The 15,806-nt window shown below is 70.6% G+C and carries 11 protein-coding genes and 1 pseudogene; 8 read left to right on the top strand and 4 right to left on the bottom strand.

The annotated features are described in order from the left end of the window. Positions 1-93 precede the first annotated feature (93 nt). Positions 94-2,250 carry a UvrD-helicase domain-containing protein gene (locus BFF78_RS08410; protein ID WP_069777708.1) on the top strand — a complete coding sequence of 719 codons (2,157 nt, stop codon included), beginning with the start codon at positions 94-96 and terminating at the stop codon, positions 2,248-2,250. A gap of 27 nt (positions 2,251-2,277) precedes the next feature. On the opposite strand, the gene BFF78_RS08405 is transcribed toward BFF78_RS08410, so the two are convergent. After that, on the bottom strand, positions 2,278-3,975 hold the full coding sequence (locus BFF78_RS08405; RefSeq protein ID WP_069777707.1) for a sigma-70 family RNA polymerase sigma factor: 1,698 nt from the start codon (positions 3,973-3,975) through the stop codon (positions 2,278-2,280). Between the two features lie 205 nt (positions 3,976-4,180). On the opposite strand from BFF78_RS08405, the gene BFF78_RS08400 reads away from it, so the two are divergent. The 3 genes from BFF78_RS08400 to BFF78_RS08390 all read left to right on the top strand — a co-directional run bounded on the left by BFF78_RS08400 (position 4,181) and on the right by BFF78_RS08390 (position 11,961). Beyond that, positions 4,181-4,663: a hypothetical protein gene (locus tag BFF78_RS08400; protein WP_069777706.1), complete on the top strand. Its 483-nt coding sequence runs from the start codon at positions 4,181-4,183 to the stop codon at positions 4,661-4,663. Then, on the top strand, positions 4,552-7,185 hold the full coding sequence (locus tag BFF78_RS08395) for a hypothetical protein (protein WP_069777705.1): 2,634 nt from the start codon (positions 4,552-4,554) through the stop codon (positions 7,183-7,185). Before BFF78_RS08400 ends, BFF78_RS08395 begins: the two co-directional genes overlap by 112 nt. 81 nt (positions 7,186-7,266) lie before the next feature. Further along, positions 7,267-11,961 (top strand): DEAD/DEAH box helicase, encoded by a 4,695-nt coding sequence (locus tag BFF78_RS08390; protein ID WP_079161218.1) that lies wholly within the window; start codon positions 7,267-7,269, stop codon positions 11,959-11,961. 40 nt (positions 11,962-12,001) lie between these two features. On the opposite strand, the gene BFF78_RS48040 is transcribed toward BFF78_RS08390, so the two are convergent. Beyond that, positions 12,002-12,331: a DUF6177 family protein gene (locus tag BFF78_RS48040; protein WP_227026124.1), complete on the bottom strand. Its 330-nt coding sequence runs from the start codon at positions 12,329-12,331 to the stop codon at positions 12,002-12,004. Positions 12,332-12,362: 31 nt separating this feature from the next. On the opposite strand from BFF78_RS48040, the gene BFF78_RS46070 reads away from it, so the two are divergent. Both BFF78_RS46070 and BFF78_RS08380 read left to right on the top strand, forming a co-directional pair. Further along, entirely contained in the window at positions 12,363-12,521 is a 159-nt protein-coding gene (locus BFF78_RS46070) for a hypothetical protein (protein WP_159032973.1), read from the top strand. Positions 12,522-12,569: 48 nt separating this feature from the next. Then, positions 12,570-12,824: pseudogene (locus BFF78_RS08380) on the top strand (IS630 family transposase); the annotation flags it as partial. Here BFF78_RS08380 and BFF78_RS08375 read toward each other — a convergent pair. Then, positions 12,821-13,342: a toll/interleukin-1 receptor domain-containing protein gene (locus BFF78_RS08375; protein ID WP_227025767.1), complete on the bottom strand. Its 522-nt coding sequence runs from the start codon at positions 13,340-13,342 to the stop codon at positions 12,821-12,823. The pseudogene BFF78_RS08380 and the gene BFF78_RS08375 overlap by 4 nt on opposite strands. Positions 13,343-14,010: 668 nt before the next feature. Between BFF78_RS08375 and BFF78_RS08370 the strand changes: the two genes are divergently transcribed. Beyond that, on the top strand, positions 14,011-14,979 hold the full coding sequence (locus BFF78_RS08370; RefSeq protein ID WP_069777701.1) for a DUF4231 domain-containing protein: 969 nt from the start codon (positions 14,011-14,013) through the stop codon (positions 14,977-14,979). 58 nt (positions 14,980-15,037) lie between these two features. Further along, on the top strand, positions 15,038-15,553 hold the full coding sequence (locus BFF78_RS08365) for a pyridoxamine 5'-phosphate oxidase family protein (protein ID WP_069777700.1): 516 nt from the start codon (positions 15,038-15,040) through the stop codon (positions 15,551-15,553). On the opposite strand, the gene BFF78_RS46065 is transcribed toward BFF78_RS08365, so the two are convergent. Further along, complete coding sequence (locus tag BFF78_RS46065) at positions 15,546-15,755, bottom strand: hypothetical protein (protein WP_159032972.1); 210 nt, start codon at positions 15,753-15,755, stop codon at positions 15,546-15,548. The genes BFF78_RS08365 and BFF78_RS46065 overlap by 8 nt on opposite strands. Positions 15,756-15,806: the final 51 nt, after the last annotated feature.

Here is a 15,806-nt window from a genome sequence, read left to right as displayed (position 1 = left end):
TGTCGTGCGGCACTCCTGTGACGAATCATGGAGGTTTTCGTAAACTGAGTCAACGGATACTCTGTCGGTCGGTGTTGTCGAAGGGTGGGGAACATGCCGCAGATCGCGATCACCAACACGTTCTGGGAGGGCGTCGACCGGCTGGACAAGCCGGCCCGCTCCCGCGTCCACAAGGCGATGGCCAAGTTCCAGCAGCTGACGGTCCCGCAACTCCACGCGGACAAGGGGCTGCACCTGGAATCGGTGGTGAGCTCGCGCGACCCGCGGATGCGGACCATCCGCGTCGACGACGGCCTGCGGATAGTGCTGCTCGCGCCCGACGACGGCAGCGACCTCTTCGTCTTCGTCCACGTCGTCCCCCACGACAAGGCCTACTCCTGGGCCCGCAGACGGCTCTACACGGTCAACTCCGTGACCCGCTGCCTCGAAGTACGTGACCTGACCGCCATGGAGCAGATCACCCCGCTCTTCGCTCAGGAGGCCGCCGCGGCCCCCACACTCCTGTTCGCCCCCTGGTCGGACACCGTCCTGCGGCACCTCGGCGTCGACGACGTCACCCTGCGCGCCGCACGCACCGTCACCGGCAAGGCGCAGCTGGAGGCGTTCGGGTCGCTGATGCCGGAGGACCAGTACGAGGCGCTGTGGCTGCTCGCCGAGGGCCTCGACCCCGACGACATCTACAGGGACCTCGTGGCCGTACGCCAGAAGACGACCGTCGCCGAGGGCGCGGCGGGGGAGGACACCGCCGGGGACGACCTGGCCGCCGCCGTCACCCGCACCCGCAGCCGCATCGCGCTCGTCACCGGCCCCGACGAACTCGCCGACATCCTGACCAAGCCCTTCGCCGCGTGGCGGATCTTCCTCCACCCCACCCAGCGGCGCATCGCTTACCGGCCCGCCTATGCCGGTCCCGCCCAGATCACCGGAGGCCCCGGCACCGGAAAGACGGTCGTCGCCCTGCACCGGGTCAAGCACCTCCTGCACCGGTCACCCGACACACGCGTCCTCCTCACCACCTACACCGGAGCCCTGGCTCGCTCCCTCCAGAGCAGCCTCGCCCTGCTGCTCGACCACGACCCGGCGCTGCTCGCCCGTGTCGACGTCACCACCGTCGACGCCGTCGCCCACCGCGTCGTGCGGCAGTTGCGCGGCAACCCGGGGACCGCACTCGGTGACCGGGACGAGCGGACCCGCTGGCAGCGCGTGGCCCGCCGCCTCGAACTGCCCTGGAACGAGGCGTTCCTGTCCCAGGAGTACCGGCACGTGATACTCGCCCAGGACCTGCGGAGCGAGGACGAGTACCTGGCGTGCGAGCGGCGTGGACGCGGCAGCGCGCTCGGGCAGACCCAGCGGCGGCGCGTCTGGCAGGCCGTGACCCTGTTCGAGGACGGCCTGGCTCGTGACCGGGCGCACACCTGGCTCCAGGTCTGCGCCGAGGCCACCCGGCTGCTGCGCGACAAACCGGGCGCGGGACCGTCGTACGACCATGTCGTCGTGGACGAGGCGCAGGACCTGCACCCGGCGCAGTGGCGGCTGCTGCGCGTCCTGGCCCCCGAAGGCCCCGACGACCTGTTCGTCACCGGCGACCCGCACCAGCGGATCTACGACGCCCGGGTCTCGCTGCGCTCCCTCGGCATCTCCGTCGCGGGACGCAGCGGACGACTGCGCGTCAACTACCGCTCCACCGAGGAGATCCTGCGCTGGGCCCGCGGCCTGCTCGACAGCGAGCCCGTCGCCGACCTGACCGGCGACGCCCACGACACCCTCACCGGATACCGCTCGCTGCTGCACGGCGCACAGCCCGTGTGCGAGGGGCACGGGAGTGAGAACGAGGAAGCCGACGCCGTCGTCCGGCAGGTGCGCGGATGGATGGACGCCGCGGTCGCGCCCTCGGACATCGCGGTCTGCGCCCGCTTCAACATGCTGGCGGGCAAGCTCGGCGACCGCCTCGCCGCGGCCGGCATCCCCGTGGTGCGGGTGCGGGACGGGGAACCGGAGAGCGCGGTCGGGGTACGGGTGTCGACGCTGCACAGCATGAAGGGGCTGGAGTACCGGTGCGTCGCCGTTGCCGGGGTCAGCCGGTCCGCCTTCCCGTTCGCGCCGGCCGTCACCCCGGCCGAGGTGGACCGCATCCAGCACACCACCGACCTGGCCGCCGAGCGGTGCCTGCTGTTCGTCGCCTGCACCCGGGCGCGGGAGGCGCTGTACGTGTCGTACAGCGGGCGGGCCAGTGAGTTCCTCGCGGCGTGACGCCGCGCGGGGGGCTCCGGCATCGCCTCAGTCCGGAGCCCCATGGATCTTGCCGACTCCCGTGCGGTGGCGACGGACGGTCGTGATCTCGCACCCGTCGTGCATCACCCGGAACCATTTGTCCGCCACCTGGACGGTGACGGTCCTGGCATGCCACTGCATGCCCACGTGAATCCTCTGATGGCCGACCACGATGAATCCTCCGGGCCTGTAGACCTTTCGGCGCACACAGGGGACGTCGGAGGCGAACTCGGGGGGCGGCCCGTCCGTGTCGCTGGGCGGCCCGTCCACGTCGCTCGGTACGGCGCGCGACGGCTCGCGGACCGGACGGGCGGCGCGGATGCGGTTCTCGTTGATCCGCCCTCGCAGCTTCGCCAAGGCCTTGGACTCGATCTGGCGGATCCGCTCCCGGGTGAGGTTCAGCTCCGCTCCGATTGCTTCGAGGGTGAGCTCGGGGCCGTCGTCGAGTCCGAGCCGGAGGGTCATCACCTGGCGCTCTCGTTCGGAGAGGCAGCCGAGCAGCTCACGGACTTCTTCCGGGGACAGATCACCGTAGTAGAAGTCCGGTTCGGTCCAGTGCGGGCCCTGAATGCTCCGGTCCGCTTCTTCGTGCAAGGCGTCGTCACCGATGGACTCGGTCAGGTTTTCCAGAGGGAGTATTCGGCGGACCCGGGCAAGTAGGTCGTGCGCCTCGTCGACGGTGACACCCGCGCGGGCGGCCACCGTGGGGAGAGCGTCGGCGGGTGAGTCGTACCCCGACTCCCGTGCCGCCTTCCGTAGCGCGGCCAGGGTTTCGTGCGCGTGGACGGGGATGCGTATCGTGCGGCCCTTGTCCGCCAGGGCCCGTGTGATCGCCTGCCGGATCCACGGGACGGCGTACGTCGAGAACTTGTGCCCCTTGAGGTGGTCGAACTTCTCGATGGCGCGCAGCAGACCGAGGTTGCCCTCCTGGATCAGATCCAGGAGGTCCAGACCGCGCCCTGTGTACCAGGTGGCCATACTCACCACCAGCCGCATGTTCGCCTGGGCGAACTCCGTGAACGCCACTTCCCCGAGCCGGACCAGCTGTTCCAGCTCACGCCGCAGCTTCGGATGGAGCTTCCTGCCAGCCTCGTCCAACCGCGCGCGAGCCAGCAGTCCCGCCTCGACGGCCTGGGCCAGTTCCGCCTCCTGCTGCCGGGACAGCAGCGGGAACCTGCCGATCTCCTTGCGGTAATGCGTGAAAGAGTCGCCCACGGCTTGACGTGGGGAATCGTCCTCCTCCGGGGACTCGGCAACGGGCTCGGGGCGGGGGCGCGGCGAAGGCGGGGCGGAGGGAACAGCGGGACCGAGCGCTCGCACGGTCAACGCGGAAAGGTCCAGCCTGCTGTCCTGGTGCAGCTCAACAGTGAAGTGCGGTGGTCTGCGTGGTTCCGGCTCCGGCTCCGGCCCCGCTGGTACCTGGCGTTCACCCGGTGTGTCGCTCAATGTCCGCGTGGTCGGGGGAAGTCCTGGCGCGACCGGTGCCGTCGAACCGCCTCCCAGACCGAACGCGGCCACCGCGGCCGGAGGCAGTGCGACCCCCTCCGCCATCACCCGGCCCAGCGCCTCGGCCGCCACCGCGGTGGCCACGCCGACCAGAAGCCCCCGCAAGGCCACCGGAGTCAGGGTTCGCTGCGGCCCCGCGGCGGTCACCAGTGCCTCGTGCAGCACGGCCTGCGTCGCGGCCTCGATGTCGGTCCTCATCAGCGTGCCCCCCCATGTGCGGTACTGCGGTGCGACGAGCCATCTCGCATTGCACCACCCACCACTGACAATCAGTCACGCCCCGGGTAGAGCGCACCGTTCACCTGCGGATTCCCCATACTCCTTATGTGAACGAATGGTAGAACGTACGACGATGGTCGGTCCCGGGCGAGATCGCGTACGTCCGAGTCGGGAGGGGCGGGACATGCTGGTTGACCCCACGCAGTTGCTGGACGACTGCGAGCGGGCCTGGCGCGAGGCGGGGGAGCCGCCCGCCGGCGGACTGGAACCGGCCGCCGCCGTACGGACCGCGCTCGTCCTGGAGGCGCTCGTGGCGTACCGGCTGCTCGCGGACCACTCCGACCTCCCGCGCGACACGGTCTTCGCACGCTGGCCCGCCTGCGCGGTCCACACCGTGGCACTGGCCGACGGTCCGGAACTCCCGTGCCTGGTGGCCGAAGCACACGCGCGCGTGCTCGCGGCACGCCCCGACCTGGGGGCACACGGAGCCGCTCCGGAGAGCGCCGGCGAATGGAGTCGCGCCGCGCACGAGGCCGCCCGCTCGCTGGGCTGGACATGGCACGCCCCGACCGTCCCGACCGCGGCGGACGATCCGGTCGCCCCGTCCCGCAGCGCCTCGCCTCCCCCGAGCTCCGTCTCGGCCCCGGCGCGGGCAGCGTGCTGCTGACCCTGCCGGGCGAGCCGGACGCGGGGGACTGGCAGCTGTCCGCCGACGGTGAGGTGTTCGCGGTCCGGCCGCCCTACTGGGTGCTGCCCGGCCCCGTGCGCCGCGTCGAGGCGACGGACGCGACGAGGGCCACCCACGTCTCGGCCGTCGTGGACCCGGACACCGCCCTGCTGGCCTTCGACGCCGACGGCCACCGCATCCCCCCGGACGAGCCCCTTCCCGCCGCCGAGATCTTCCTCCTGCACGCGGGCACCTTGCAGACCGAGGGCACCGACCCCGGCGTCGTGGAACTGCCCACCCCGTACGGCTGGAACGGCTGGACCCTGAGCCGAGTGTCGCTGGCCGGGGTGACACGGATACGGGCCTCTGCCGCCGCCGCGGGAAGCTGGCTGGACGTCGCCGCCGGACGGCCGCTCGGCTGGGAGGGCGGTGCGACGCTGCCCTGGCTCATGGGCGACGACGGGTCACCCGTGTGGCACCGTCCGCCCGCTCTCCGGCTCCCGCGGCGCGCCGGCGAGCCGGACGCGCGACTCTGGCAGGCCGAAGTGCGCCGCCCCGGCCACGAGGCGCCTCTCGCCCGTCACACCGGTGCCCCCGGGGCGCTCCTCGACCCGTGGCAGGACGTACCCCGCCCGCTTCTGGGACCGTACGAGATCCTCGTCCACCGCGTCGGCTCCCGGCGCAGGCGCCGACTGGCGGCCTTCCTTGCCAAGGGCATCACGGCCGAACCGACCGCCGAGTGGCGTCTGCTCGCCCCGCACGGAGGACTGGCCCCCGCTCGGCTGACCCTCGGCGCCGACGGACCGGTCACCGCCTCCGCGCACGTCGTCGCGTTCTCTCCGTACGAGATCGCCAAGACGCTGGTCCTGGGCGACGGGGTCCGTCGGTTCGCCGTGGAGGCGCGCATCCCGCACTCCGAGGTCCGTCTCGAACTCGGCGGCAGTCCCCAGACGTGGTCCGTCCGGCCGCTCGACATCGACGCGACGGACCTGGCCGGGGAGAGCGCCCTGACCGTCCGCCTGCCGGAACAGGCGGTGGCGGTGACCCCCTTGCTGGCACTGGTCGTCGAGGGGACGACACTGCACACCCTGCGTCCGGAACGCCGCACCCGCACGCGCAGAGGAGACCTCCGGTACTCCCTGGCGGCCTTGGCGGACACCGTACGCGACTGCGTGAAAGCCGAGGTACGGCTGCTGGTCGCGGGGGAGAGCGTCCATGTCGCGACCGTGCGCACCCAGCCCATCGCGGAGGACGTCGTACCGGACGGCGGCGGCGGACTGCTGCTGCGGGGCCTGCGGCACCCGGGCGAACTGACCGCCCGCCTGTACGCCGTCTTCGCCCCGTGGGAGCAGCCGTTGACGGCCACGGTCGACCAGAGCGGCCGTATCCCGCTGCCCTCGGCCTGGCGGTCCCTCGGCCCCCTGATCGTGCATCTGAAAGCGGGCGCCCCCACACCCATCGCTCCCGGATGGCCCCGTCTGCGCGATCGCGACACCCTCGTACTGCGCCGGTCCCCGTGGACGTCCGCCGTCGACCATGGAACCGGCGCCAGGGTGTCGGAGTACCTGGCCGGACGCGGCGCGCTGCCGCGCGGTACCGACGTGATCCCCTACCAGTGGATCGTGGCCGCCCGCGGACGCGACCTGCAGGCGTGCGGAGCCAGGCAGACGGCACCGGCGGAGTGCCGCAGTGTTCTCGCGGACGCCGGGCCCACCGCCCTCACGGCAGCGGCCGACAGCGCGCTGCGCTCCGGCGAACTCGCCTCCGTGCTCGCCGGCAGCGGTCTCGCCGCCCTGCGGATACGGGAGGTGGCGGACCCGGCCGCCGTACGTCACGTCTGGCGGCAGGCGCCCCTGTGCGCGCTGCTGCTCACTGCCCCCCTGCTGCCGTATCTCTCCGGCGGCCTCGCCTATGACGTCGGCGAGTTGTACCCGGAGGAGGCAGAACTCCTTGACGAGGTAGGCCAGTTCCTGGGGAACGCCGCCACGGCCCTGCTGGCCGGGCACGTGGATCCGAGTGGCGTGGTCGGCCGGTTCGACGCCCAGACCCGTGCCCTCGACCAGCTCCCCGAACTCCAGCAGCAGGCCGTATGGCGCAGTGCCCGTGTCGTCCCGCGGGGCCTGCTGGACCCCGACACCCGTGCCGACGCCGCCTGGCAGGCGTTCCGCGCCCGCAAGGACCTCCAGTACCACGCCGCACGCGAGGAGTTCCGCGACGGCCTGGACGCCGTAGCGATCTTCCTGGACGACGGACACCCCGACCTGGCCCAGGCCTTCCGCGGACGGGACCCCGGCCAGCTGCACGGATCGGGCGAAGCCTGGCTGCGGATCCCTCAACTGTCCCTGGGCTGCGCGCTGATCGCGAGGCTCGCCGCCGCCGGCGACGCCCGCGCCGCCGGTCTGGAACGGGGACTGCGCCACCTGTGGACGCCCGTCGCCTCCCACGCACCGGATCTCACCGCCGTCGACATCGCCCTCGCGGAATGCCTGGTCACTGCGGAGGCCGTGCACGGCACCGGCTGACCACCGGTTCGCGTCCAGCCCGTCCCGCAGCGGTACCGCCCCACCGCTCGTCCAAAGCCAACCGCCACATCGGAGCCTCCCGTGCACAGCCTCGACCCGCTCGCCACCTCCACCATGATCAGCGACACCTACCGCCGCTATCTGCGTTCCCTGCTGCCCTTGCGCGAGCCCCGCCTGGCCGAGGCTCTCGCCCATGCCATCGACACCAGTCCTCTGCTCACCAAAGGGCCACTGCTGGAGGCCACGCCCGCCTACGCGCCGGGCGCCACCTTGAACGAACTCGTCGCAGAGGGCGTACTCGACCCCGCGTTCCGGCAGCTGACCGGCCCCGCACTGCCCGCCGACCGTCCCCTGTACCGGCACCAGGAGCAGGCGCTGCGCAAGGCCGTCGCCGGACGCAACCTCGTCGTGGCCACCGGCACCGGCTCCGGCAAGACCGAGAGCTTCCTCCTGCCCGTCCTCAACGCCCTCGCCGCCGAACACGCCCGCGGCACCCTCGGACCCGGCGTCCGCGCCCTGCTGCTCTACCCGATGAACGCCCTGGCCAACGACCAGATGAAGCGACTGCGCCGACTGCTCGTCGACACCCCCCACCTCACCTTCGGCCGCTACACCGGCGACACCAAGGACGATCCGCAGCGCGCCGCCGATACCTTCGAACAGCTCAACCCCGGCGAACCGCGCCTGCCCAACGAACTGCTCAGCCGTCGCGAGATGCGCGCCACACCGCCCCACATCCTGCTCACCAACTACGCCATGCTGGAATACCTGCTGCTCCGCCCCCAGGACATGGACCTCTTCGAGGGAGACCAGGCGGGTTCCTGGCGGTTCGTCGTCGTCGACGAGGCCCACGTCTACGACGGAGCACGCGGCGCGGAACTCGCCATGCTGCTGCGCCGACTGAAGGACCGAGTGGGGCAGGGACGGGTGATCCAGGCCATCGCCACCAGCGCCACCGTCGGCGCGGAGGAGAACCCGGCCGCCGTCACCGCCTTCGCCCAGGCCCTCTTCGACGTCCCCTTCCGCTGGGACGCGAGCGACCCCGCCGCCCAGGACCTGGTCACCGCCACCCGGGTCGCCACACCCGACGGCCCGCACTGGGGACCGCTGCCGACCACCGAATACCTGCGCCTGGCCACGACCGCGGACCCCGAACCGGAGATCGTGTCGGCCGCGCGCATGCACGGCCTGCCCGCCGGCACGACCGCGGCCACCGCCCTTGCCGCTGAAGCCGGCACCGCGGCTCTGCGCCGGGCACTCGCCGACGGACCCCGGCCCGTGCACGAGATCGCCCGCGACGTCTTCCCCGGCGACCCCGTCGGACCCGCGGCGGTCACCGCGCTCATCCAACTCGCCAGCCAGGTGACCGACACCGACGGCGCTCCCGTGCTCTCCGCCCGCTACCACCTCTTCGCACGCGCCACGGAAGGCGCCTTCACCTGCCTCGACCCGGCAGGCCCCCACCTCGACCTGGCCCGCCACGAGACCTGCGCGCGGTGCACCCGCCCCTCCTTCGAACTGGGCGCCTGCCGCCGCTGCGGTGCCGTACACCTGCACGGCACCTTCACCGGCCAGGGGGCGCAGGCCCGCCTCGCACACCGCAAGTCCCCCGACAGCCCCCACACCTGGCTGCTCCTCGACGGGGACGGCTCGGACACCGGCGCCGACGAGGACGACGAGACACTCGGCGACAGCGCCAAGGGCGGCCTCAAGGAACGCAGACTGTGCACCCGCTGCGCGGCCGTGCATCCCGCCGCCACGGCATCCTGCACCGCACCCGATTGCGGCGGCACCGAACTGCGCCGCGTCCACCAGCTCGACACGCACGAGGGCACCCCGGCCGCATGCCTCGCCTGCGGAGCGCGCGGCCACGGCATGATCCGCCTGTTCGAGGCGGGCAACGAGGCCTCGGCCGCCGTCCTCAGCACCGCCCTCTACCAGGCGCTGCCTCCGGCGACCGACGGCCCGGCCGCCGCCCTGCCCGGACAGGGCCGCAAGCTGCTGTTCTTCAGCGACAGCCGACAGGCCGCCGCGTACTTCGCGCCCTACCTGGAGGACTCCTACACCCGCATCCAGCACCGGCGCCTGATCACCCAGGCCGTCCGGCAGGGATGCCCCGACCCCGATGAACCCCTGCACATCGACGACCTCGTTGCCCACACCATCCGCGCCGCCGACCGCGCCGGAGTCTTCCGCCGCAACGACTCCCGCCAGGCCAAGCAGCGCGAAGTGGCCCTGTGGGTGATGCAGGAAGTGCTCAGCCTCGACGACCGCCAGTCACTCGAAGGCCTCGGCCTGCTCCGGATCGACATCGACCGCGAGCCCTACTGGCAGCCGCCCGCCCCCCTGACCTCACTCGGCCTCACGGACGACGAGGCGTGGCTGCTGCTGCAGGAGCTCCTGCGTACCCTGCGCAACCAGGGTGCGCTCACCATGCCCGAGGACGTCGACGCGGGTGACGAGGCGTTCGCCCCGCGTAAGGGGCCCATCTGGGTCCGCTCCCAGGGCTCCGAGTCCAAGCGCAGGGTGATCAGCTGGCTGCCCAGCGCCGCCAGCGCCTCTAACCGGCGCGTCGACTACCTCGTACGCATACTCGACGCCCTCGGCCACCAGGGCGAACGACGGGCGGCCGCGCTCGATGTCCTGAACCGCCTGTGGACCGACCTCACGACAGGTCACCTCGCCGACTGGCTGCCGTCCGAGAACCAGCCCGGGATCGGCGTCGTACGCCGGCTCGACCACGCCTGGCTGCGGTTGCGGCCGGTGACGGCGGACAGCGGTCCGCTGTACGCCTGCGACCGCTGCCGCCGCATCACCGCGGTGTCCGTGCGCGGCGTGTGCCCGACGCTGCGCTGCACAGGCCGCCTGGAGGAGTTCAAGCCGTCTGCCGAGACGGACGAGCACCTGCGGCGCCTCTACCTGACCTTCGACCCGGTCCCGCTGCGCGCCCAGGAGCACACCGCGCAGTGGACCGGGGAGAAGGCCGCCGAGATCCAGGGGGAGTTCGTCCGAGGGCAGGTCAACGCCCTGTCCTGCTCCACGACCTTCGAACTCGGCGTCGACGTCGGTGAACTCCAGGCCGTCGTCCTGCGCAACATGCCGCCCTCCACCGCCAACTACGTCCAGCGTGCCGGCCGCGCCGGCCGCCGCGCCGACTCGGCCGCGCTGGTCCTCACCTACGCGCAGCGGCGCCCCCACGACCTCGCCCGGTTCGCGGAGCCCGAGCGGATGATCGCCGGGGAGGTACGGGCCCCGATCGTCCCCGTCGACAACGTCCGGATCGACCGCCGCCACGCCCACTCCATTGCGCTCGCCGCCTTCTTCCGCGCCATGAAGGACGAGCGGGGCCGGATCTGGCGCAAGGCGGGCGAGTTCTTCCTCCCCGACGACACGACCGGCGAGATCGCCGCCCACACGGTGCGCGACTGGCTGGCCCCCGTTCCGGGCAGCGTCATGGCCTCCCTGCGCCGGGTTCTCCCCGAACAGGTCCAGAAGGAGATCGGCGTCGACTCCGGCGACTGGGTCGCCGAACTGGACCGGCTCCTGCGCGCCGCACAGCAGATCCTCGACCAGGACGTCACCTCGTACAGCGAGCGCCGCGACCAGGCGGCGGCCGCCCGCAAGTACCGGCAGGCGGAGATGTACGAGAAGGTCATCCGCAACCTCACCCAACGCGAACTGCTCGGCGTCCTCGCCAACCGCAACGTGCTGCCCAAGTACGGCTTCCCCGTGGACACCGTCGAACTGCGCATCCCCCAGGAGGGCGGCGCCGTCTCGGGGCAACTCGAACTCACCCGCGACCTGAGCGCCGCCGTCCATGAGTACGCCCCGGGTGCCGAGATCGTGGCGGGCGGCCATCTGTGGACGTCCGCCGGCGTCTACCGGCTGCCGGATCGCGAACTGGTCAGCCGCCACTACGCCGTGTGCGCGGCCTGCGGCCGCTACCGGGAGGCCACCGAACCTGTGGACCCCGTCTGCGCCGCCTGCGGCACGCAGTCCGCGGCCGCGCAACGCCGGTACGTCGAACCGCTCTACGGATTCGTCGCCGCGCGCGGACCCCAGCGCCGCCCGGGACAGACCCCGCCACGACGGTCCTGGTACGGCGACGTCCACATGTCCACCGACACCGCCGACCTCCACGAAGGCGCGACTACCTTCGTCTCCGGCCACACCACGCCCTGGTCGGCGGGCACCCGGGGAGAGATGGTGGTCGTCTCCGAGGGACCGGCCGGCGCCGGATATCAGATCTGCGACTGGTGCGGCTGGGGCCGTCCGCACGCTCAGGCCGGGCCTCTGCGCGGCGGCCACCCGCACCTGCTGAAAGACACCCAGTGCACGGGCCCCCTCCGGGTCGTCTCCCTCGCTCACCGATACCAGACCGACTTCCTTCAGATCCATCTGGACCCCCTCACAGCCTTGACCGCCACCGCGGCCCGTCTGCGCTCCGGCCTGTACGCTCTGCTCGAAGGTGCTGCCGCACACCTGGAGATCAGCCGCGACGACATCGACGGCACGGTTCACACCGGCGCCGACGGCATGCCGTCCCTGCTTCTCTTCGACACCACTCCGGGTGGTGCGGGCAACGCCGTGTCCATGGGCAGGCAGCTCGAACCGGTTGTCTCTGCGGCACTTGCCCGGGTGGCAGCCTGCGAGTGCGGCCCGGAGAGCAGCTGCTACGCATGCCTGCGGAACTTCCGCAACGAGCGCTTCCACGAGCTGCTGAGCCGCCGCGAGGCCGGCGCACTCCTCGATGCCCTGATGGGCGACGTGAGCTGATGGTGCAGTTCCGCTGAACATCGGGACGAGACTCGGTGCATCACGTGTGCCTTCCCGTCTCTGGAATGCCGACCTTGAGGTGTGCGGTGAGGGCCTGGAGCGCCCTCCAGGCGGCAGCGTCGGTTCCGTTGCCGAGGGGGCAGTGCAGGGCCGGGTCCGTGGCGGTCCCGAGCTGCGCGGGCTTCACTGCGAGCGGAGGCCGCCGAGCATGGGTGAGGCCTATGGCTCGGACGTCTCTGGTGCCGAGAGTGAACGTGATGGGAATCGGTGGGGCGGTGAGGCGGGGAGCCAGGGGCAGGTCCGCCCTGGCGGCTGTCAGGGTGGTCAGCATGGTCGTCAGGCCGTGAACGTCGGCGGGTGCGGTGGCCAGGGGGCCGGACCGTCCCGTGAGGACGGACGTGATGTTGTGGCAGCGTGGCTACGAGAGCGACGTCGCCGTGCCGCTGATTACCGCCGCCTCGGCCGTGACGGCCGGTGTTGCGGGCAGCAGAACGTGGACAGCCGGGTCGGCACTGGAGGGCACGCGTTGGTCGGTGGTGATGGCCGTCGCATCGCTCTGAAATCGACCCCCTCCCTGGAGGTGGCCACCGGCAAGGTGATCGGCTGGCCCCCGCTTCCGCCTGCACTTCACGCCCACCGGATCGTCCTGGCTCAACCTGGTGGAACGCTGGTTCGCCGAGCTGACCAACAAGCAGATACGACGAGGCGTCCACAAAACCGTCCGCGCCCTGGAGAAGGACATGCGCTCCTGGATCGCCGCGTGGAACAGCGATCCCAAGCCCTACGTATGGGCGAAGACCGCGGATGAGATCCTCGAACGCCTCGCCATTTATCTGAATAGAATTCCTGACTCGGAAGACTAGTTCGCCGGTGTGGGCGGCGCGGTCAGATCGTCCTCAACGGCGACCAGCTCGGCGATCTTGGTGGCAATTTCTGCCATCGAATCATCCGCCGTGTCCAACCCGTTTCGGGATGCAAGCAAGGGGCTGATGTTCCGGAGTTCGCCGTAGGTCGTCTCGTGCACGACAGGGAGAAGCAGGTCACGCGCAAGGAGCTCCGAGAGCTCCTTGTCAGAGACGCCACCGCGGTCGATGCGTTTCAGTAGCGCAGGGGTGACCAGGACGAGACCTGTACGCGACCTCGCCAGGCCTCTGTCGATTTCCCGCATGAACGGTTGGCCGAGCACAATGTCCTTCTCGCTGAACCAGACCGACACGCCCTCTGCTTCCAGCAGGTCGTGCAACTCCTTAGCAGCACCGCGCCGGTCGTCCCATGCGTGGCAGAGGAAGACATCGCGAAGGTCTGGCTCTTGACGCGCACGCAACTCGGCGGTGCGGCGAACGGGAGTCAGCGCCTTCACCTCGGCAGGCGTGTAAGTCACGGAGGAGGTACTCGGTGACCAAGGCGCCCTCGTTCTGCCGCTACTGGAGCTGCCCCCGCCACTGCTCCGCGACGTGTAAACCGGCGGCGGGTCATAGGACCGGGACGATGAGTACCCGTAGCCTCCGCCGCTGCACGCGGGGCACGCCGCACGTCCGCTGGCGGTCCGATGACCCTGGGCCGGGGCTGTACAACGACTCATAGCTACACGGTAGTCCACGCGGCCCCTGGAGCCATCCCGTTTACGCGTAGCCCGGGGTCGCTGGCACATTCCAGCAGGTTGCGATCCCCCGAGGGGCAGAGACGATCGATCGGCGGCCAACGGACCTCGGTGTGGGGCGGCGTCCTCGCGGGGGGATGCCGTACGCGCTCGCGGCAGTGCCCGCAGGCCGGTTCGGAGCCAGTGAGCAAGCCACCGGTCCTGCGCCGCTTGGACGACGGCTCCTTCCCGGCCTGCGCCATGAATGATCGGCAAGCGCGGTCGTGGCGCTGGCTTGGAAGCGTTCACCGTAACGTCGCCCTGCGACACGACGGCGTCCGCGCGGCCAGTAGCAGTCGCTCCGCCGACATCGTGGAGGAGGCCGTTTCGGCAGGGGTCGAGCAGGTGCGGAAATTTGTTCTATGGTCTGCCTGACAGGCTGAGGAAAGGGCATCATCGGACGGAGCCCTGTGACTACTGGGCTCGTTGCCGAGAAGTCCTTGCGCACCCTTCCTGCGATCGTCATGATCGTGGGCATGTCTGGGGGACCGAGCGACCTGATCTTGACCGATGACGGTCTTCCGTCCATGTTCCGCTCCGCGGACGCTGCCTCTCTGGCTGGTCAGTCGGATACAGTCCGATGGTCCGCTCTCCAGCTGTCCATGCTGGTCGCCGGAGCCGTGCTGGGCGGCGTCGACATCCAGCTCGGCAACGGCCTTGATTTGGGCGCACTCATCGCGTCAATCGCGCTCTTGTCCTCGCTCGCACCGGCTTTGTGGCTGACCGCGAAGAACCCTCAGCGTGCCTGGTACCGAGGGCGTGCGGCGGCCGAATCGCTACGCACTCTGTCGTGGAAGTACGCGGTGCGGGCGGAGCCCTTCACGGGTAGCGAGGAGGCGGCAAGCGAGCGGCTGCTGCAGGACATGTCGAGCATCCTGCGCGACCTCCGTGACGTCGGCTGGCTCATCGATGCCGGCGGCCAAGCCGAGATCACCGATCAGATGCGACACCTGCGCAGCCAGCCTCTCCGGCTTCGGCAACAGGCGTATATACAAGGACGCTTGGACGCCGAGTACACCTGGTACACATCCAAAGCCGCCACGTTCACGCGCATGGCTCGCCGGTGGGCGGCTGCGGCGTTTATCGCGACGTCACTCGGCCTAGCGGGAGGGTTCCTGCGTGCCTTCGGCCTGCTCGACTACGACGGGCTGGGATGCGCCTCGGCTATTGCGGCTGCCGCTACCGCATGGACGCAGCTCAAGCAGTACCGTCCGCTGGCAGCCGCCTACTCGCTCACCGCGCACGAACTGCTATTAGTGAAAGCGGGCTTGGAGACCCTGGCCGATGACGAGGTCCAATGGTCACGTCGATGCAGCGAGGCTGAGGAGGCCATCTCACGGGAGCACACGATGTGGCTTGCCCGCCGGGAGGCCGCCTGAATTCCGTCACCGTGCTTGCTCGTACTCAGTCACCGCCTTAACCAGGAGGAATACGCCCGTGTCCTACCGGCTTGACGCCCAAGCAGGCAATCACACCGATGAAGCACTGCGCGCGAGTCTGGAGGAATTGCTCGCCGACAACACTCTGTTCTCCCTAGCGACGGCGGGGCCCGGTGGTGCGCACATCAACACGGCGTTCTTCGCCCATGACGGGGAGCTGAACCTGTATTTCGTCAGCGAGCGATCCACCCAGCACAGTCGAAACACCGCGAGTGATCCGCGCGCGGCAGCCACGGTGATGCACCAGCCGCCCAAGTACGGCGAGCACCTTCAAGGCGTCCAGTTGTTTGGCGTGGTGCACGAAGCTCGGGATACGGAGGCTGGCGCAAGTGCTGCCCTGGCCTGCTATCAAGGGCGGTTCCCGACGTTCGCGCAGGACACGGCGGCGCAGCAGCGCTTGCTCACCGGCGAAGGCGCGTTGGCGCTGTACGGGTTCCGTGTCGAGTCACTGACGCTGCTGGACGAGCCTCGGTTCGGACGCCGCGTGTACATCAAGGCGGCCGTCGTCAGGTAGCGGGAGGGATGGTCGGCCCGGCGTCGTCCGCGATATCGATTTCCGGTACGTCGACGTTCGCGAAAACGGCCAGACTGTCCGCAGGATCCAAATCCGCCGCCAGCCGGTGCAGTTCCTCAAGGGGATCGATGCTGTGAGGAAGCGTGCCGTCCTGGAGCCGCAGCACCCAGTCCGTACGCCGTGGTCCACGCACCGCGTCCATGCGATCGTCCTCCCGGTGGTCGTCGGTCCGCCGCCCGCCACAATACCGGCC

The organism is Streptomyces fodineus, from assembly GCF_001735805.1.
GTDB lineage: Bacteria > Actinomycetota > Actinomycetes > Streptomycetales > Streptomycetaceae > Streptomyces > Streptomyces fodineus.
Note: the sequence above shows the minus strand (reverse complement) of the source record. Positions and strands in the feature narration are given on the sequence as shown.